At 72.8% G+C, this 18558-nt stretch carries 15 protein-coding genes; 4 read left to right on the top strand and 11 right to left on the bottom strand.

Annotated elements, in window-relative coordinates:
- The first annotated feature begins 8 nt into the window (after nucleotides 1-8).
- Both ACN26Z_RS09250 and leuE read left to right on the top strand, forming a co-directional pair.
- Nucleotides 9-1253: a bifunctional pyridoxamine 5'-phosphate oxidase family protein/GNAT family N-acetyltransferase gene (locus ACN26Z_RS09250; RefSeq protein ID WP_421460682.1), complete on the top strand. Its 1245-nt coding sequence runs from the start codon at nucleotides 9-11 to the stop codon at nucleotides 1251-1253.
- Entirely contained in the window at nucleotides 1250-1912 is a 663-nt protein-coding gene (gene leuE, locus ACN26Z_RS09245) for a leucine efflux protein LeuE (RefSeq protein WP_093410198.1), read from the top strand. The genes ACN26Z_RS09250 and leuE overlap by 4 nt, the downstream gene beginning before the upstream one ends.
- A 98-nt stretch (nucleotides 1913-2010) precedes the next feature.
- Here leuE and ACN26Z_RS09240 read toward each other — a convergent pair whose 3' ends face one another.
- The 10 genes from ACN26Z_RS09240 to ACN26Z_RS09195 form a co-directional block, all read right to left on the bottom strand.
- Nucleotides 2011-2952: a sporulation protein gene (locus ACN26Z_RS09240; RefSeq protein ID WP_421460680.1), complete on the bottom strand. Its 942-nt coding sequence runs from the start codon at nucleotides 2950-2952 to the stop codon at nucleotides 2011-2013.
- Between the two features lie 9 nt (nucleotides 2953-2961).
- On the bottom strand, nucleotides 2962-4029 hold the full coding sequence (locus ACN26Z_RS09235; protein WP_282239618.1) for a hemolysin family protein: 1068 nt from the start codon (nucleotides 4027-4029) through the stop codon (nucleotides 2962-2964).
- The gene (locus ACN26Z_RS09230) at nucleotides 4026-5378 is read right to left on the bottom strand and encodes a hemolysin family protein (protein ID WP_282239619.1); all 1353 of its coding nucleotides are present in this window, start codon (nucleotides 5376-5378) and stop codon (nucleotides 4026-4028) included. The genes ACN26Z_RS09235 and ACN26Z_RS09230 overlap by 4 nt, the downstream gene beginning before the upstream one ends.
- A 212-nt stretch (nucleotides 5379-5590) precedes the next feature.
- On the bottom strand, nucleotides 5591-5926 hold the full coding sequence (gene mnhG, locus ACN26Z_RS09225) for a monovalent cation/H(+) antiporter subunit G (RefSeq protein ID WP_093410188.1): 336 nt from the start codon (nucleotides 5924-5926) through the stop codon (nucleotides 5591-5593).
- Nucleotides 5923-6186, bottom strand: coding sequence for a monovalent cation/H+ antiporter complex subunit F (locus ACN26Z_RS09220; protein ID WP_093410186.1), 264 nt, complete (start codon nucleotides 6184-6186; stop codon nucleotides 5923-5925). The genes mnhG and ACN26Z_RS09220 overlap by 4 nt, the downstream gene beginning before the upstream one ends.
- Nucleotides 6183-6770, bottom strand: a complete 588-nt coding sequence (locus ACN26Z_RS09215; RefSeq protein WP_093410183.1) for a Na+/H+ antiporter subunit E — start codon at nucleotides 6768-6770, stop codon at nucleotides 6183-6185. Before ACN26Z_RS09215 ends, ACN26Z_RS09220 begins: the two co-directional genes overlap by 4 nt.
- Nucleotides 6767-8269 (bottom strand): Na+/H+ antiporter subunit D, encoded by a 1503-nt coding sequence (locus tag ACN26Z_RS09210; protein ID WP_093410181.1) that lies wholly within the window; start codon nucleotides 8267-8269, stop codon nucleotides 6767-6769. Before ACN26Z_RS09210 ends, ACN26Z_RS09215 begins: the two co-directional genes overlap by 4 nt.
- Before the next feature lie 37 nt (nucleotides 8270-8306).
- A complete protein-coding gene (locus tag ACN26Z_RS09205; RefSeq protein ID WP_093410180.1) occupies nucleotides 8307-8768 on the bottom strand; it encodes a Na(+)/H(+) antiporter subunit C in 462 nt (153 codons plus the stop codon).
- Nucleotides 8765-11599, bottom strand: coding sequence for a Na+/H+ antiporter subunit A (locus tag ACN26Z_RS09200; protein ID WP_421460676.1), 2835 nt, complete (start codon nucleotides 11597-11599; stop codon nucleotides 8765-8767). The genes ACN26Z_RS09205 and ACN26Z_RS09200 overlap by 4 nt, the downstream gene beginning before the upstream one ends.
- Nucleotides 11600-11746: 147 nt before the next feature.
- A complete protein-coding gene (locus ACN26Z_RS09195) occupies nucleotides 11747-12124 on the bottom strand; it encodes a hypothetical protein (protein ID WP_093410175.1) in 378 nt (125 codons plus the stop codon).
- 180 nt (nucleotides 12125-12304) lie between these two features.
- Here ACN26Z_RS09195 and ACN26Z_RS09190 point away from each other — a divergent pair, with 180 nt between their 5' ends.
- The gene (locus ACN26Z_RS09190) at nucleotides 12305-16873 is read left to right on the top strand and encodes an ATP-dependent helicase (RefSeq protein WP_421460675.1); all 4569 of its coding nucleotides are present in this window, start codon (nucleotides 12305-12307) and stop codon (nucleotides 16871-16873) included.
- A 7-nt stretch (nucleotides 16874-16880) separates the two neighbouring features.
- On the opposite strand, the gene ACN26Z_RS09185 is transcribed toward ACN26Z_RS09190, so the two are convergent.
- Entirely contained in the window at nucleotides 16881-17486 is a 606-nt protein-coding gene (locus ACN26Z_RS09185; RefSeq protein WP_139233241.1) for a hypothetical protein, read from the bottom strand.
- A 153-nt stretch (nucleotides 17487-17639) separates the two neighbouring features.
- Here ACN26Z_RS09185 and ACN26Z_RS09180 point away from each other — a divergent pair, with 153 nt between their 5' ends.
- Complete coding sequence (locus tag ACN26Z_RS09180) at nucleotides 17640-18551, top strand: SAM hydrolase/SAM-dependent halogenase family protein (RefSeq protein ID WP_421460673.1); 912 nt, start codon at nucleotides 17640-17642, stop codon at nucleotides 18549-18551.
- Nucleotides 18552-18558: the final 7 nt, after the last annotated feature.

Here is an 18558-nt window from a genome sequence, read left to right as displayed (position 1 = left end):
GTGGAAGCATGTACTCGCCAACCACCCGCACCACCGCCAGTCGTTCCCGGGACCGGATGAGCTACGACCGCACCGCCACCCACGCCGTACTCGACGAGGCGTACCACTGCGTGCTCGGGTTTACTGTGGACGGTGAGCCCCGCGTGCTGCCCACCCTGCACGTACGCATCGGCGACACGCTCTACCTGCACGGCTCCACCGGCAGCCGGCCACTGCTCGCCGCCCGCGCCGACGGCCTGCCGGTCTGCGTCGCGGTCACCCTCCTCGACGGACTGGTCTACGGCCGGTCCCAGTTCCACCACAGCGCCAACTACCGGTCGGTGGTCGCGCACGGCACCGCCCACCTGGTCACCGACCCGGGCGAGCAGTCCGACGTGCTGACCGCCCTGGTGGAGAAGGTCGGCACCGGCCGCGCGGCGGACAGTCGTCCGCCGAACCGACGGGAGCTGGCCGAGACCGCCGTGCTGGCGCTGCCGCTGGCGGAGGTGTCGCTACGCAGCCGCACCGGCGGGGTACGCGACGACCCGGCCGATCTCGACCTGGCGCACTGGGCCGGCGTGGTGCCGCTGCGGCTGACCACCGGCCTGCCGGAGCCGGACGCCGGGGTCACCGCACCGCTACCGGCCTACCTGCGTCCGCACCGCTCGCCCTGGCACGAACCGGCGGTGCTGGGCGGCGCACACGTGCTGCTGGAGCCGCTCGATGAGGCCCACACCGACGAGTTGTACGCCGCCACCGCCGATGCCGACGTCTGGCGGCACCTCAGCCGGCCGCTACCGAGCGGGCCGGAGCAGCTGCGCGAGGTGATCGTCGCGGCCCTGGCCGAGCAGCACCGGCAGGAACGGGTCGCCTGGGCGCAGCGCTGCGCGGTCACCGGCGCGGTCGTCGGCACCACCTCGTACTACGAGATCGACCCGGAGCGCCGGTCGGTTGCGATCGGGCACACCATGCTCGGCCGGCCGTGGTGGCGCACCGGGCTCAACACCGAGGCGAAGCTGCTGCTGCTCACCCGCGCCTTCGACGAGCTGGGTGCGGTACGGGTGGTCTGGCACACCGACATCCGCAACGAGCGTTCGCAGCGCGCCATCGAGCGGCTCGGCGCGACCCGGGAGGGGGTGCTGAGGATGCACCGGTTGCGGCCCGACGGCTCGTGGCGGGACACCGTGCAGTATTCGATGACCGTTGACGAGTGGGCAAAAGCACAGGTCAGCCTGCGGGAAAGGCTTCGTGCCCGGCCCACGTCCGCCCGATGATGTCGGACGTGCTGGGAATCACCGACATCTGGACGTACGTGCTGGGCACCGTGGCCATCGTGCTGCTGCCCGGCCCCAACTCGCTGTTCGTCCTCTCCACCGCCGCGCGGCGCGGCGTCGGCGTCGGCTACCGGGCGGCGAGCGGCGTCTGGGTCGGTGACGCGATCCTCATGTTCCTCTCCGCCGCCGGAGTGGCCTCGCTGCTCAAGGCGTACCCGCCGGTCTTCCTCGTGATCAAGTACGCGGGCGCCGCGTACCTGGGCTATGTGGGGTTGACCATGCTGCGCGGGGCGTGGCGGCGCTGGCGGGACCGCAACGACCCGGACACCCCGCGGTTGATCGACGCCGCGGCGCCGGCGGCGACGCGCAGCCCGTTCCGCAAGGCGCTGGTGATCAGCCTGCTCAACCCGAAGGCGATCCTGTTCTTCGTCTCGTTCTTCATCCAGTTCGTCGACCCGACGTATCCCTGGCCCGCGCTGTCGTTCTTGCTGCTCGGTCTGATCGCCCAGGTGACCAGCGCGCTCTACCTGACCGCGCTGATCTTCGCGGGCACGTTCCTGGCTGCCCAGTTCAGCCGGCGCCGCCGGCTGGCGGCCGGCGCGACAAGCGCCGTGGGTGCCCTCTTCCTCGGCTTCGGCCTCAAGCTCGCCCAGGGCTGACGAGACGCACGGGGGCGCTCCCGGCAGCTGGGCCGTTGCGGTGCCGCCGTGGACGCATCAGGTGCCGCCGCGAACGGCGTCAGGCGGCGGGCACAGCGTCAGGTGCCGCCGCCTCCGCCGCCACCACCGCCCTCGCCGCCACCGACACCGGCGCCGCCCGCGTCGCCACCGGACGGCGGTCCGGGTGGCAGCGGCCGGTCCGGTGGGCGGCTGACGTGGGCCGACTCGGAGACCGGGGCCGACCAGTCGGCGTGCGCCGCAGCGGCGGCATGCCGGTTGATGGCCTCGCGCAGCCAGCCGTCCACGGTACTGACCCAGTCCCGCTGGTCCGCGCCAACGTGCCAGATCCGGAACCGACTGATGCTGGTGTGGGTGATCCCGGCCAACGCCAGCCGCCGGTCAAACCAGAGGATCACCTCCAGCCCGGCGGAGTTGGCCACGAAGATCACCTCCAGTTCGGTGATCGGCCCGGCGTAGAGCGGACCGACCCAGAAGCCCCACCGTTGGTGCAGCGGCAGGGCCTGCTCCACGCCGGGCAGCCGGCCGTCGAGCAGGCCGGACTGGCGGACGCTGAAGCCGAGCGTGTCCAGGGCGGCCAGGATGTGCTGCTGGGTCGGCAGCGGGTGAACGAAGACCGGCACCATCGCGCCCTGGTCCAAAGTGGCCTCGATCGCCACCTCGGTACGCAGTCCCATCCGCAGGCTGAGCAACGGCACCCCGCCGTACGTGGTCACCGGTGCCTCCCACGGGATCGGGAACTCGAACGGGATCGACCGGGCCCGCCCGGCCCGCAGCACCAGGGCACCGGCCACCTGAGCGTGGTGAAACTGCACCAGCCGGCGGGGAGCTTCCGGGTCGTCCGGCTCGACCGTGCTGACCAGGCCGAGCCGGACGTGCAGGACCGGTACGTCGACGGAACCGGCGATGAGGTTCACCCGCCCCGGCAGGCGCAGGCCGGGGCGGGTGCTCGGGTTGGCCAGCGCGGTCTGCACCGTCAGGCCGGTTCCGCCCGATTCCGGTGACACCCCCGTCAGCCGCACCCGTGGCTCCTATCTGAGCCGGCGTACCGCGCGCGGGATCGGATCGGTCTCGTCGTCGAACTCCCCGATGACCTCCTCCAGCAGATCCTCAAGAGCGACGAAGCCGACCGGCCGGGTGGGACCACCACCGTTGCGGACCAGGGCGAGTTGCGACTGGCGGGCCCGCATCACGGCCACCGCCTCGGTCACCGTGGCGGTGTCGGGAAGCGTGATGGCGTCGTTCATCAGGTCGGCGGCGGTGGCGTCGGGTCGGCCGGCGGTGGCCCGCACCGCCTCCCGTACGTGCACCAGACCGCAGACGTCACCGGCGGCGTCCAGCACCGCCAGCCGTGACCGGCCGCTGTCCCGACTGACCTGCTCGATACGGCCCGCCGGATCGTCCCGCCGCACGGTCACCATCCGGTCGAACGGCTCCATCACCTGGGCCACCGTCGTGCCCTGCAACTCCAGCATGCTGGTGAGCAGTTCGTGCTGGGCGGCGCCGAGCAGCCCGTGTTCACGGGACTGTTCCAGCAGCATCCGCAGCTCGTCGGGGCCGTGCACCTGGGCCAACTGGTCCTGCGGGTTGACCTTCACCAGCCGCAGCATGGCGTTGGCCACCGCGTTGAGCACCGACAGCACCGGACGGGCCACCCGGGCGAAGGCCCGGAACGGCAGGGCCAGCAGCAACGCGGACCGTTCCGGGTGGGTGATCGCCCAGGACTTCGGTGCCATCTCACCGACCACCAGGTGCAGGAAGGTGACCAGGCTCAGCGCGAAGATCAGCGCGATCACGTGGCTGGCGCCGTACGGCAGACCGACGGCGTGCAGCAGCGGACTGAGCAGCCGCTCGATCGCCGGCTCGGCCAGGGCACCGAGGCCCAGCGTGCACAGGGTGATGCCGAGCTGTGCGCCGGCCAGCATCAGGGACAGCTCGCGTACGCCGTCGAGGGCGGCCCGGGCGGCCCGGCCACCACTTGCCGCCGCCTGTTCCAGGCGGTACCGCTTGCTCGCCACCAGGGCGAACTCGGCGGCGACGAAGAAACCGTTGAGCGCCAGCAGGACCACCGAGATGATCAGCGCGAACCCGGTGCTCATGCCGTCACCTCCGCGTGCCCGTCGATCACCTGGAGACGGACCGAGTCGGCCACGTGCCGGTCCACCTCCAGCACCTCGACCAGGGCGCGTGGCGGCACCTGCCCGTTGTCGCCGTCGGCCGGCAGGCTGATCTCCAGCCGGTCACCGACCTCGGGCACCCGGCCCAGCTCCCGCATGACCAGCCCGGAGAGCGTGTCGTACTCGGGCCCTTCGGGCAGGGCGATGCCGGTGCTGTCGGCGACCTCGTCGATACGCCAGCGGGCGGGTACCACCCACGAGCCGTCATCCTGCCGCGCCGGGGCCCGCTCCGGCGGGTCGTCCTCGTCGCGGATCGGGCCGACCAGTTCCTCGGCGATGTCCTCCAACGTGATGACGCCCGCGAAACCGCCGTACTCGTCGACCACGCAGGCGAGCTGGCGGTGCCCGGAGCGGAGCCGGTCCAGCACGGTGGGCAGCGGCAGCGTCTCGGGCACCAGCAGCGGCGGTACGGCCACCGCGCTGACCGGGGTGGTGGCGCGCTCGGCCGCGGGCACCTGGAGCACGTCGGCGATGCCGATCACGCCGACCAGGTCGTCGACGCCCTCCGTGCCGCGCACCGGGAAGCGGGAGCGGCCGGTGTCGAGCAGCTCGACCACCCGGCTGACCGGCTCGTGCGCGCGCACGGTGTGCACGTCCACCCGGGGCACCATGGCCTCACCGGCCGTCAACTGCCGGAAGTCGAGCCCCCGGTCCAGCAGCTCCGACATGTCGGCGTCGAGGTGCCCCTCCAGCCGGGACTCGGCGATGATCTGTTCCAGGTCCTCCGGGGTGGCGCCGCTGGGCAGCTCTTCGATGGGCTCGATGCCGACCCGCCGCAGCAGCCGCACCGCGGACTTGTCGAAGAGCTTGATCAGCGGGCCGGCGATGGCCAGGTAGGCCAGGGTGGAACGGGCCAGCGCCCGGGCGACCGGTTCGGGGCGGGCGATGGCCAGGTTCTTCGGGGCCAGCTCGCCCACGACCATCTGCACCACGGTGGCGATGACCAGCGCCAGCGCGACCGACAACGGCAGGCTGACGCCGGTGGAGACGCCGGCCACGCCGAGCAGCTCGGCCAGGCCGGCACCGAGGTAGGGCTCGGCGACGTAACCGACCAGCAGGGCGGTCACGGTGATGCCGAGCTGCGCGCCGGAGAGCATGAACGAAAGCCGTCCGGCGACCTCCAGTGCCCGGGCGGACGCCTGGTCGCCCTCGGCGGCGAGCTGCTTCAGCTTGCCGCGGTCGACCGCGACGTAGCCGAACTCCTGCGCGACGAAATAGCCCGTCGCGACGGTCAAGACAACGATCAGGAGAAGACCGACGAGGATCAACACGGGAGGTTCAGGGCTCCCGGGGTCGTCGGTGTGTGGGGATGCCGGGGCCTACCCGGCTGGCTACTGCTGCCCTCCTGGGCAGAGGAGTCGATCATGTGCTCATTCTACCGGCGTCGCGGCCCGGGCCGGGTGGGTGTGCCTACTGTTTCTGCCGGCCAGGACGGGCGGCCCGGGACGAGGTCCGTGGCCGGGCCCACCGGTGGGGCGCTGGTTCACCGGTCGGCCAGCTCGTCCACGTCGAGCAGGTTCCGGTCGACCCGCCCGGCCCGGTACGCGGCCCGCCCGATCATCTGCGCGGCGACCGGAGCGGTGGCCAGTTGAAAGACGCCGACCAGAACGATCATGCCGAGGTCGGCTGGACTGCGCAGCCGGAGACCCACCCCCAGCAGCAGGAGCAGCACGCCGAGCACCTGCGGCTTGGTGGCCGCGTGCATGCGACTCAGCGTGTCCGGGAAACGCAGCACTCCGATGGCGGCGGCCAGGCTCAGCAGCGCACCGGCGGTCAGGCTGACGACAGCCAGCCAGTCCGCGACGGCACCGGGCGTCATGGCCGGTCCCGGACGGCGAAACGGACGAGCGACACCGATCCGACGAAGCCGAGCAGGGCGAGCACCACCAGCACCGGCAGGGTGGTGGCGTGCCGGTTGACCGCCGCCTCCGCGCCGACGGCACCGACCATTGTGGCGAGCAGCATGTCGGCGGCGACGACCCGGTCCAGCAGGGTCGGGCCCCGATAGAGACGGACGAGGGCCAGCAGGGCGGTCACCGACAGCAGGCCGGTGAGGACGACGGTGAGGAAGACGGTCACGGGAACTCCTTGTCCACGGGTCCGGTGCGTACCTGGCGCAGCTCGGCGTTCGAGCCGATGACCTCGACGATCCGCCGTTCCAAGGCGTGGACCTGCGCACGGCTGGTGGCGAGGGCGGCGGGGCCGCGTACGTCGAGCACGTGCACGTAGAGGATTCCGGCGTCCCGGTCCACCTCCACGATCAACGTGCCGGGCACCAGGGAGAGCACCTCGGCGGTGAGGGCCAGATTGAGGTCGGTGGGCAGCCGCAGCCGCACGCCGATGATGGCCGAACGGGGCGTGTAACCGGGTTGCACCGCGATCCGGGCGACGTGGGCGCTGGCCCGGACCAGCTCGACGACGAACCGGCTGCCGAACACCAGCAGACCCCGCAGCCGGAGCCGGCCGTGGAAGGTCACCGGGGGCAGTGGGAAGAACAACAGCACCACGCCGGCGGTCAGCAGCCCGCCCAGCAGGTTCCCCCAGGTGAACTCCCCCCAGAACAGGTTCCAGGCCAGCACCAGCCAGCCGTAGGCGATCAGCTGGTCACGCCACCGGCCTGTCCGGGTCCGCCGGGCCGGCGGCTCGGTGCCGGGCGCGGTCATGACGCCCCGCCGGGCAGGACGGCGCGCACGTACGGGGTGCGCTCGATCAGATCCTCCGCCGCCCGCCCGGTGAACTCGAACAGCGGTCCCGCCACGAAGGTCAGCGCCACCCCGAGTGCCACCAGGGCGACCGTGGCGCCGACCATCAGCGCCGGCAACGGTGCGGTCGGCGCGACCGTCTCGCAGGGTGAGCGCCAGAAGGCGATGTTCCAAACCCGGCTCGCCACGTAGAGGGTGAGCAGGCTGGTCACGGTGCCCACGGCCACCAGCGTCCAGGGCAGCGGCCCACCGGCGGCGACACCGGCCTGGAGCAGGCCGAGCTTGCCCAGGAAACCGGAGAACGGTGGAATGCCGGCCAGGTTCATCGCCGAGACGAAGAAGAGCACGCCGACCATGGGTGCCAGCCGGGACAGCCCGCCGAGGCGGCGCAGGTCGGTGCTGCCGGCCCGTTGCTCGACCAGCCCGGAGATCAGGAACAGGGTGGTCTGGATGGTGATGTGGTGGACCACGTAGAAGATGGCACCGACCAGCCCGGCGACCGTGCTCAGGCCCACTCCGAAGATCATGTAGCCGATGTGACTGACAAGCGTGAACGACAGCAGCCGCTTGATGTCCGACTGGGCCACCGCGCCGAGGATGCCGACCAGCATGGTCAGCCCGGCCGCCACCATCAGCAGTTCCCCGGCCTGCTGCCCCGGGAAGAGCAGGGTCTGGGTCCGGATGATCGCGTACACGCCCACCTTGGTCAGCAGGCCGGCGAAGACCGCGGTGACCGGGGCCGGCGCCGTCGGATAGCTGTCCGGCAGCCAGGCCGACAGCGGGAAGACCGCCGCCTTGATGCCGAAGGCCACCAACAGCATCAGTTGCAGGCTCAGGCGTACGCCGTCCGGTAGCGCGTCGAGCCGCGCGGTGAGCTGGGCCAGGTTGAGGGTGCCGGTGGCCGCGTAGACCAGGCCCACCGAGATCAGGAAGATCATCGACGCCAGGACGTTGACCACGACGTATGTGGAACCGGTGCGGATGCGCAGCGCGGTGCCGTTGAGGGTGATCAGGACGAAGCTGGCGGCGAGCAGCATCTCGAAGCCGACGAAGAGATTGAACAGGTCACCGGCGAGGAACGCGTTGCACACGCCGGCGGTCAGCACCAGATAGGTGGGGTGGAAGATCGCCACCGGGGATCTCTCCCCAGTTTCCGCCTGGCCCTGCCCGATCGAGTACAGCAGCACGCAGAGGGTCACCGCCGAGGAGACCACCAGCATCAGCGCGGCCAACTGGTCGGCGACCAGCACGATGCCCACGGGTGCCGGCCAGCCGCCGATCTGCACCACCAGCGGCCCCTGCCGGTACGCCTGCACCAGCAGCACCACCGCCACCGTCAGGCTGATGCTCAGGCAACCCACGCTGACCGTCCGCTGGGTCTGCGGTCGGCCCGCCAGCAGCAGGGTCAGCGCAGCGCCCAGCAGCGGTAGCACCACCGGCAGCGGCACCAGCGTGCTCATCGCCGCCACCGGCCGGGTGCGGTCGGCGCGTACCGGCTCATCCCGGGCCCTCCTCGCGGGGTGGCGCCGGGGCGTCGACCTGCTGAGGGTCGGCCGTCGGCGGTTCGCCGGCGAGGTCCGCGACGGACATCTCCCGTTGGGCGGCCCGGCGGACGATCTCCCGGTCCTCGACGTCGTCGGGTACCTCGTCGTCGCCGCTGAGGTACCAGCTGCGGTAGCTGATCGCCAACAGGAAGGCGGTGAAGCCGAAGGTGATCACGATGGCGGTGAGCACCATGGCCTGGGGCAGAGCGTCGCTCATCGCCGCCTCGTCACTGGCACCGACCACCGGCGCCGCCCCGGATCGGCCGCCGAAGACGATCAACAGGTTCACGCCGTTGCCGATCAGGATGACGCCGAGCAGCACCCGGCTCAGGCTGCGTTCCAGCAGCAGGGTCACCCCGCAGCCGACTAGTACCCCGATCGTGACGAAGGAGACCAGGTTCGCTCCGGCCCTCACCGCGCCTCCCCTCGCCGGCCGGCCAGCCCGCCATCGGCCTCGCCGGCCGCCTCGATGTGCCGGTCCACCTCGGCGCCGAGGCTGCGCAGCACGTCCAGCGCCAGGCCGATCACGACCAGGTACACACCGACGTCGAAGAACAGGGAGGTGACCAGGTAGAAGTGGCCGATCAACGGCAGCCAGAGGTCGACGGTGGTGCTCTCCAGCACGGTGCCGCCGACGATCATGGAGACCACGCCGCTGCCGACCGAGAGCAACAGGCCGGCGCCGAGGACCGTGCCGGCACCGATCGGCGCCGCCTCGACCAACTCGTACCGGCCACCGGCGAGGTACCGCATCGTCAGCGCGAGGCTGGCCACCAGCCCTCCGGCGAAGCCGCCACCGGGCGCGTTGTGCCCGGAAAAGAGCAGGTAGAGCGAGAAGAGCACGGCGGTGTGCGAGATCAGTCGGGTGACCACCTCCAACACGATCGACCGTTGCCGCTCGTGCAGCGTGGCCCCGCCGCGCAGCCAGACCGCCCGGCCTGCGGATGCCTCGTCCTCAGCGACCTCCCGCCGACGAGGACGTGGCCCGGTGCGCGACTGGTGGAAGATGAGACTTGCCACTCCGGTCGCCGCGGCAACCAGCACCGCCATCTCCCCCAGGGTGTCCCAGGCGCGGATGTCCACCAGGGTCACGTTGACCACGTTGCGGCCGTGCCCCTGCTCCACCGCCAGGTGCGGAAAGTCCTCCGAGATGGAACGAGCCTGCCGGGCCGCCGCGGCTCCGACGGCGAGCGCGGCCACGGTCGTACCGACGATCACCCCGATCGTCCGCCGGATCCAGCGACTGCGCCGCAGCGGCCGCATCGAGAACCGCTCCGGCAGTCGGCGCAGCACCAGCACGAAGATCGCGATGGTCATGGTCTCCACGAGGAACTGGGTCAGCGCCAGGTCGGGCGCGCCGTAGAGCACGAACAACATGGCGGTGCCGTAACCGGTCATGCCGACCAGGAGCATCGCGGTCAGCCGTCGGGTGGCACCCACGGCGAGCAGGGCGGCGACGCAGACCACCAGCAGCACCACCGGTTGCGCGGGCGTGGCCCACAGATCCAGTGGCTGCTCCCAGGGTTGGATGAGGATCACCGCCCCGCCCGGCACCGCGGCCAGGACGATCAGGATCAGACCGAGGTACTGCGGCAGCGACCCCCGCTGGGTGACGCTTGTGACGCCCACCGCGGCCTGGTCGAAGCGATTGGTGATCAACTCGTACCCCCGTTGGCCGGCGACCGGCCAACGCAGCCGGGCCAGCGCCGGCGCCAGTGGGCCACGCAGCGCGAACAGCGCCGCGCCGCCCGCCACGGCGAGCGCGGACAGACCGAGTGCGGGGGTGAGCCCGTGCCACAGGGCCAGGTGTTTCCCGAGGGTGCCGAAGAGTTCCGGGTACGGACGGAGCAGGTGATCCAGCGCTCCCGCGGCCGGGCCGGCGACGAGCCCGACGACGGCCAGCAGGGCCGGTGGGGCCAGCAGCGTCGGCGCGATCCGTCCCAGGTCGGTGGCGGCGGCGCCGGGTCGGTCGGCGAACGCGCCCCAGATGAACCTGATGCTGTACGCGACGGTGAGCACGGTGCCGACCACGAGTACCGCCAGGACCAGCGGCCGGTCGGCGAAGGCGGCGAACACGGCCTCCTTGGCGACGAAGCCGAGCAGGGGTGGCAGTCCGGCCATCGAGGCGGCGGCGAGCACGGCCACCCCGGTGAGCACCGGCGCGGTACGGCGCAGTCCCGACAACTCGCGCAGATCCCGGGTCCCGGCCCCGTGGTCGATCACGCCGACCACGAGGAACAGCGCCGCCTTGAACAGCGCGTGAGCGAGCAGCATGGCGACTCCGGCGAGCGCGGCGTCCGCCGTGCCCACCCCGACGACCACCGTCAGCAGCCCGAGCTGGCTGACCGTGCCGTGTGCCAGCAGCAGCTTCAGGTCGGTCTGCCGTAACGCCGCCCAACCACCGACCAGCATGGTGGCCAGGCCGGCGATCAGCACCACCGGACGCCACGGGCCGACCACGGCGAGCGCCGGGGTCAGCAGGCCGAGCAGGTAGACGCCGGCCTTCACCATCGCCGCCGCGTGCAGGTACGCGCTGACCGGCGTCGGCGCGGCCATCGCCACCGGCAGCCACGAGGTGAACGGCAGCACCGCCGACTTCGACAGCGCACCGACCAGGATCAGCAGCACCGCGACGACCAGGTACGCCCCGCCGGGCAGCGGCTGCTGGGCCAGCTCCGACCAGCGGTAGGTGCCGGCGTGGTGACCGAGCATGAGGAACCCGACAAGCATGGCGAGTCCGCCGAGCGTGGTCACGGTCAGCGCCTGGGCGGCCGCCCAGCGGCTCGACCGCCGCTCCGTGCTGTGGCCGATCAGCAGGTACGAGAAGACGGTGGTGAGCTCCCAGCAGACGTAGAGCAGCAGCAGGTCGTCGGCGAGCACCAGCCCGAGCATCGCCCCGGCGAAGGCGACCATCACGCCCGCGAACCGCGAGTTGCCGAGCGCGTCGGGTGGGAAGTAGCGGGCGCAGTACGCGAGCACCAGCGCGCCGACGCCGCCGACCAGCAGGGTCATCAGCCAGGACAGGGTGGTCATCCGCAGCGCCAGGTCCAGGCCCAGTTCCGGAATCCAGGGGTACGTCTCGACCACCGCACCGCCGTGGGCCACGTCGGGTGTGCGTACCAGTGCCCAGCCGAAGGCGGTCGCCGGCACCAGGGCCAGCAGGTAACAGGCGCGCGGACCCCACCGGCGGACCAGCAGTGGCGCCACGACGGCCGCCACGAGGTGCAGGATCAGCAGTACGAGCACGCGCGCTCCCGGTCGAGGTGGCCGAGACGCCCCACGGGGGTTGGGGGTCTAGCAGCGATCAGACGACAGTCCAGCGCGCGATGCGTGGTTTTCCCGAAGTAAACACACTTTCGCCGGCAAAGCGGCTAAAAGTTGGTAACGACCGGATCAGTTGTGCGCGGCGACGTCCGTCGCGGCGCTGTCACCGCGACCCGGGCGGCCCTCGACGACCAGGTCCGGCCGGCCCAGTTGGGACGCGGCCCGGTTGACCAGCCGCTGCGCGGCGGCCAGGGACCGTACGGACAGCAACCGGCCTCGGCTCTCGCGGCGCAGGACGAAGTAGTGCACGGCGGCCCGCACCTGGGCTCGGTCGGCGGCGCTGGCCTGCGCGGTGGAGACGACCAGCTCGCGTAGGCAGCTGGCGAGCCGCTCGGCCAGTTCGAGTTCCGGGCCGTGCAGCCCGGCGCGCAGGGCGGTGACGTGGCTGTCCACCTTGCGGATCAGGATGTCGGTGCCGGGCCTTGAACTCCGCTCCTCGACGGCCATCCGACCCCCTCCGCCGCTCACCACACCGCGAGTGAAGTTACTTTATGTTGCCCCGCAAGAGCAAGCAGTTAAGTGAGACTTAACGGATTCTTGGCGCAAGTCACCTTAAACGCCTTAACAGGTGACTCGCCGCCCGGCTCGCGACGGACGAATGTCGGTGCCCGGAGGCAGGATTGGTTCGTGGCGGATTCCAGCACGACCCCGGGCGAGCAGGTGCTCTCCCGGTTCGGCCCGGCGACCCGGGAATGGTTCGGTGCGGCGTTCGCCGCGCCCACGGCGGCGCAGGCCGGTGCCTGGAACGCGGTCGCCGCCGGCCGGCACGCCCTGGTCGTGGCGCCCACCGGCTCCGGCAAGACCCTCGCCGCGTTCCTGTGGTCACTCGACCGGCTTTCCCGCGAGACGACCCCCGCCGACCCTCGACAGCGCTGCCGGGTGCTCTACGTCAGTCCGCTCAAGGCGCTCGCGGTCGACGTCGAGCGCAACCTGCGCGCCCCGCTCACCGGCATCCGGCAGGCCGCCACCCGGCTCGCCCTGCCCCCGCCGGAGATCACCGTCGGGATGCGTACCGGTGACACCCCCGCCGACGAGCGGCGGGCCTTCGCCCGTACCCCGCCGGACATCCTGATCACCACGCCGGAGTCGCTGTTCCTGCTGCTCACCTCCGCCGCACGGGACTCGCTGCGCGGCGTGGAGACGGTGATCGTCGACGAGGTGCACGCGGTCGCCGGCACCAAACGCGGCGCCCACCTGGCCCTCTCCCTGGAGCGGCTCGACGAGTTGCTGCCCGCCCCGGCACAGCGCATCGGGCTCTCCGCCACCGTCCGACCGCTGGACGAATGTGCCCGCTTCCTCGGCGGCGCCCGCCCGGTCGAGGTGGTGGCCCCGGCGACCGCCAAGACGATCGAGGTCAGCGTCCAGGTGCCGGTGGAGGACATGACCCGCCTCGACGAGCAGCCGAGCCCGGAGGACGAGCTCGCCGGTCCCCGCACGGCGTCCATCTGGCCGGCCGTCGAGGAACGGGTCTTCGCCCTGATCAGGGCGCACCGTTCGACGATCGTCTTCACCAACTCCCGACGCAGCGCCGAACGCCTCTGCGCCCGGCTCAACGAGCTGGCCGCCGACGAGACAGCCGCGGCGACGCCACCCGCGACCGGCCCGGCGGCCCGGACACCCGCCGAGATGATGGCCCAGGCCGGCGCGGTCTCCGGGGCCCCGCCGGTGATCGCCCGGGCGCACCACGGCAGCGTCTCCCGGGAGGAACGCCGGCAGATCGAGGAGGCGCTCAAAGCGGGCCGGCTGCCGGCGGTGGTGGCCACCTCCAGCCTCGAACTCGGCATCGACATGGGCGCGGTCGACCTCGTCGTGCAGATCGAGGCACCGCCCAGCGTGGCCGCCGGCCTGCAACGGGTCGGCCGGGCCGGGCACCAGGTCGGCGCCGTGTCGCGGGGGGTGGTCCTGCCCAAGCACCGAGGCGACCTGCTCTCCTGCGCCGTGGTCGCCGAGCGGATGGGCGAGGCCGCCATCGAGGAGCTGCACCACCCCCGCAACCCCCTGGACGTGCTCGCCCAGCAGGTCGTCGCGATGGTCGCCCTGGACGAGTGGCGGGTCGGCGACCTGGCGACCGTCGTCCGTCGGGCCGCGCCCTTCGCCGAGCTGCCCGACTCCGCGCTGCACGCCGTCCTGGACATGCTCTCCGGCCGCTACCCGTCGACCGCCTTCGCTGAGCTTCGCCCCCGGCTGGTGTGGGATCGCGCGACCGACGTGCTGACCGGCCGTCCCGGCGCGCAACGGCTGGCGGTGACAAGTGGCGGCACCATTCCCGACCGGGGCCTGTTCGGCGTTTTCCTGGCCGGGGCGGAACGGGCGGCCCGGGTCGGCGAGCTGGACGAGGAGATGGTCTACGAGTCCCGCGTCGGCGACGTCTTCCTGCTCGGTTCCTCGTCCTGGCGGATCGAGGAGATCACGCCGGACCGGGTGCTGGTCTCCCCCGCCCCCGGGCAGGCGGCGAAGATGCCGTTCTGGAAGGGCGACCAGCCGGGCCGGCCGGTGGAACTGGGCCGGGCGATCGGCGCCCGGGTACGCGCCCTGCTCCGGCAGGACACCGAACAGGCCACCGCCACGCTGCGGGCCACCGGGTTGGACGACTGGGCCGCCGGAAACCTGCTGACCTACCTGCACGAGCAACGGGCGGCGACCCGGGCCCTGCCGGACGACCGGACGGTCGTCGTCGAGCGCTTCCGCGACGAGCTGGGTGACTGGCGGCTGGCTGTGCACAGCGTCCTGGGCGCCCGGGTCAACGCACCCTGGGCGTTGGCCATCGGCCGCCGGCTGGCCGAGCGCTACGGCGTCGACGCGCAGGTGATGCCCGCCGACGACGGGATCGTGGTCCGGCTGCCGGACACCGCCGACACTCCGCCCGGCGCCGACGTGGTGGCCTTCGATCCGGAGGAGATCGCCCAGTTGGTGGAGGAGTCGGTCGGCACCTCGGCGCTGTTCGCCGCCCGGTTCCGGGAGTGCGCCGCCCGGTCGCTGCTGCTGCCGCGCCGGGATCCGCGTCGCCGCCAGCCGCTCTGGCAGCAACGACAACGCGCCGCCCAACTGCTCGACGTGGCCCGCGAGTACGCCGACTTCCCGGTCACCCTGGAGGCGGCGCGGGAGTGCCTCCAGGACGTCTTCGATCTGCCCGCCCTGACCGAGGTCATGCGCGACCTGGCCGGCCGCCGGGTGCGCCTGGTCGAGGTGGAGAGCGCCCGGCCGTCGCCGTTCGCCCGCTCGCTGCTCTTCGGCTACGTCGGCGCCTTCCTCTACGAGGGCGACGCGCCGCTGGCGGAACGCCGGGCCGCCGCCCTCACCCTGGACTCGGCCCTGCTCGGTGAGCTGCTCGGCCGGGTCGACCTGCGCGAGCTGCTCGACCCGGCGGTGCTCGCCGAGACCGAACGACAACTGCGCTGGCTCACCACTCAACGCCGTACCCGCGACGCCGAGGACGTGATCGAGCTGCTGCGGCAGCTCGGCGACCTGAGCACCGGTGAGCTGGCCGAGCGCGGGGCACCCGAGGCGTGGCTGACCGAGCTGGCCGCCGCTCGGCGGGTGCTGCGGGTGCGCATCGCCGGGCAGGAACGCTGGGTCGGCGTCGAGGATGCCGGCCGGCTCCGGGACGCTCTCGGCGTCGCCCTACCGGTCGGTGTCGCCGAGGCGTACCTCGAACCGGTCGCCGACCCGCTCGGCGACCTGGTGGCCCGGTACGCCCGCACCCACACCCCGTTCACCGCCGCCGGCTGCGCGGCCCGCTTCGGGCTCGGGGTCTTCGTGGTCGAGCAGACCCTGCGCCGGTTGGCCGCCACCGGCCGGGTGGTCTCCGGCGAGTTCACCCCGGACACGGCCGGCACCCAGTGGTGCGACGCCGAGGTGCTGCGCCTGCTGCGCCGCCGTTCCCTCGCCGCGCTACGCCGCGAGATCGAGCCGGTACCGCCGCAGGCCCTGGCCACTTTCCTGCCCCGCTGGCAGCAGGTGGGCTCCTCGGCTCGCGGGGTAGAGGCGGTGGCCGCGACGATCGAGCAGTTGCAAGGTGCCTCGGTGCCCGCGTCGGCGCTGGAACGGCTGGTGCTGCCCGCCCGGGTCGCCGACTACTCCCCTGCCCAGCTCGACGAGCTGTGCGCCAGTGGCGAGGTGCTGTGGGCCGGCGCAGGGGCGATCTCCGGTGGGGACGGCTGGGTCAGCCTGGCGTACGCCGACTCGGCTCCGCTGCTGCTTCCGCCGCCGGATGACACCCTCGCCCGTACGCCCCTGCACGATGCGGTGCTGGACGCCCTCGACGACGGGCAGGCGCTGTTCTTCCGGCCCCTGGCCGACCGGGTCGGCGCCACCGACGACGCCGAGCTGACCGCGGTCATCTGGGACCTGGTCTGGGCCGGTCACCTCACCAACGACACCCTGGCACCGTTGCGGGCGGTGCTGGGCGCCGGTGGCGCGCACCGCGCCCGCCCGACCGCCGCCCGTGGGCGTTACCGCCGCCCGGGACGGGTGGCACTGCCCAGTCGCGGTGGGCCGCCCACGGTGGCCGGGCGCTGGTCGCGGTTGCCGGAGCGGGACACCGACCCGACCCGCCGCGCCGCCGCGCTCGCCGACGTCCTGCTCGAACGGCACGGGGTGCTGACCCGGGGCGCGGTCGTGGCAGAGCAGGTGGTGGGGGGTTTCGCCGCCGTCTACCCGGTGCTGTCCGCCCTTGAGGAGCGCGGCGCGGCCCGCCGCGGCTACTTCGTCGACGGGCTGGGCGCGGCGCAGTTCGCGGTGCCCGGCGCGGTGGACCGGATCCGCGCCGGTGCCGATCCGCTCGACGGTGGCCGGCGGGGCGGGGCCACTGTGGTGCTGGCGGCCACCGATCCCGCGAACCCGTACGGTGCGGCGCTGCCCTGGCCGGAGCGCGCCGTCGACTCCGGTGACGCGGCCTCACCGCCGGCCACCGGGCACCGGGCGGGTCGCAAGGCCGGGGCGTTGGTCGTGCTGGTCGAGGGCGAGTTGGCGCTCTACGTGGAGCGGGGCGGGCGGACGCTGCTCTCCTTCACCGACGACGTCGACGCGCTGGGCGCGGCCGGCAAGGCCCTGGCCGACGCCGTCCACTCCGGCGCGCTGGGCCAGATCTCGGTGGAACGCGCCGACGGCGAGTCCGTACGCTCGTCGCCGCTGCGCGACGCCCTGACCGCCGCCGGCTTCCGCACCACCCCGCGCGGCCTCCGGCTGCGTACGTAGAGCGACTTCAGCGGAGTTTGTCGAGGACCTTCTCGTAGCGGGGGCGGTCGGCGGGCGGAGTCGGCGCCTCAAGGTAGTTGAGCACCACGGTGCCGTTGCGGTAGGCGGCGCCGCTCCACCGCTCGGCCAGGTCACCGGCGCTGCTCTCGTCCGGGAAGACGTAGACGGCCACGTTGTCGGTCACGACCAGCTCCGAGCAGCCCAACCCCAACCCGTCCGGTCCACAGTCGACGGAGCGGTCCCGGACGTTTGCCGCCTTGAGCCCGGCGGCCCGGAACGCGGCCACGACCTCCCGGCCGGTCGGTTCGCCGGCCTGGCGCGGTGGTAGCTCCACCGGCGGCGGGCTCGGCGGCCGTCGCTCGGTGCTGCCGTCGGGCTTCGGCCCGGGGGTCGCCGGTCGGGTCGACGGCGGCGGCACGGCACTGCCCGGGGCGGTCGGGTTCGCCGCGCCGGTCGGCGGAGTTGCGGCGTCCGGGCCGGCCGGTGGGGTCAGATCCGCCGTTGGGTTGCCGACTGTCGGCGCGGCGGCGGGCGGGTCCTGATCGGCACCGCATCCGGCGAGGGCGATGGTGGCCATGAGCAGAACGACGGTTGGCAGCATCCGGTGACTCACCCCCGCAGTCTGTCCAACCGGGACCGCCGCCGGCAGTGGCCGGTCGGTCAGCCGCGCTGTCGGCAATCCGGCATCAGGAACGCCGGAGCCGCGGCTCCCGCAACGGCGCCATCGGCACCTGTGGCGGCGGATACCGGCGTACGATCCGGTGCCGTGACCAGCAGTGCCGCCCGCGAGTCCCGGCTACCGGCCGAGGCTCTCTCGCTGACCACCGACTACGGCCTCGCCGACGGCTTCGTGGCGGTCTGCCACGGGGTGATCGCCCGGGTCGCGCCAGCGCTGCGGGTCATCGACGTGACCCACCTGGTGCCGCCGGGTGACATCCGGCGGGGCGCGGCGGTGCTGGCTCAGACCGTGCCGCATCTGCCGCCCGGGGTGCACGTGGCGGTGGTCGACCCCGGGGTCGGTACGAACCGCCGGGGTGTCGCGCTGGGCACCCCCGGTGGCCTGCTGGTGGGACCCGACAACGGCCTGCTGCTGAACGCCGCCGAGGCGCTCGGCGGGGTGACCGAGGCGGTGGAGCTGACCAATCCGCGCTGGCTGGCGCCCCGGGTGTCGGCCACCTTCCACGGGCGGGACGTCTTCGCCCCGGTCGCGGCCCGCCTGGCTCTCGGCGCCCCGCTGGCCGAGGCCGGCCCGCCGGTCGAGCCGGCGACGCTGGTGCGGCTCCCCGAACCGCTGGTGCACCGACTGCCGGACGGGTTCGTGGCCGAGGTGGTGACGGTGGACCATTTCGGCAACGTCCAGTTGGCCGCCCCGGCCGAGCTGCTGGACCCGCTGCCGGCGCGGGTGCGGGTAGGTCCGGCGACCGGCGAGCCGGCGTACGACCCGGCCGCCGAGGACGGCCCGACGGGTGTCGGCAGGTGGGACCGGGACGTGGTGCACGGACGTACGTTCGGCGACGCCCCGGTTGGTGCCCTGGTGGTGCACGCCGACTCCGCCGGCCGGGTCGCGCTCTCCGTCAACGGTGGACACGCCGCCGAACTGCTCGCGGTGGCCCCGGGTACGCTGCTGCGGGTCCGGGGTTACAGCGTCGTGGGGGACGCTTCCGGACAACACGGATGAAGCGTCT

The sequence above is a fragment of the Verrucosispora sp. WMMD703 genome (genome assembly GCF_049178935.1).
Lineage (GTDB): Bacteria > Actinomycetota > Actinomycetes > Mycobacteriales > Micromonosporaceae > Micromonospora > Micromonospora sediminimaris.
This window is presented reverse-complemented; position numbering and strand designations above follow the sequence as displayed.

What these genes read in the sequence shown, in the direction of transcription:
- ACN26Z_RS09250 (WP_421460682.1), top strand. Translation starts at nt 9, where the DNA reads ATGTACTCGCCAACCACCCGCACCACCGCCAGTCGTTCCCGGGACCGG.
- leuE (WP_093410198.1), top strand. Translation starts at nt 1,250, where the DNA reads ATGATGTCGGACGTGCTGGGAATCACCGACATCTGGACGTACGTGCTG.
- ACN26Z_RS09235 (WP_282239618.1), bottom strand. Translation starts at nt 4,029, where the DNA reads ATGAGCACCGGGTTCGCGCTGATCATCTCGGTGGTCCTGCTGGCGCTC.
- mnhG (WP_093410188.1), bottom strand. Translation starts at nt 5,926, where the DNA reads ATGACGCCCGGTGCCGTCGCGGACTGGCTGGCTGTCGTCAGCCTGACC.
- ACN26Z_RS09215 (WP_093410183.1), bottom strand. Translation starts at nt 6,770, where the DNA reads ATGACCGCGCCCGGCACCGAGCCGCCGGCCCGGCGGACCCGGACAGGC.
- ACN26Z_RS09210 (WP_093410181.1), bottom strand. Translation starts at nt 8,269, where the DNA reads ATGAGCACGCTGGTGCCGCTGCCGGTGGTGCTACCGCTGCTGGGCGCT.
- ACN26Z_RS09195 (WP_093410175.1), bottom strand. Translation starts at nt 12,124, where the DNA reads ATGGCCGTCGAGGAGCGGAGTTCAAGGCCCGGCACCGACATCCTGATC.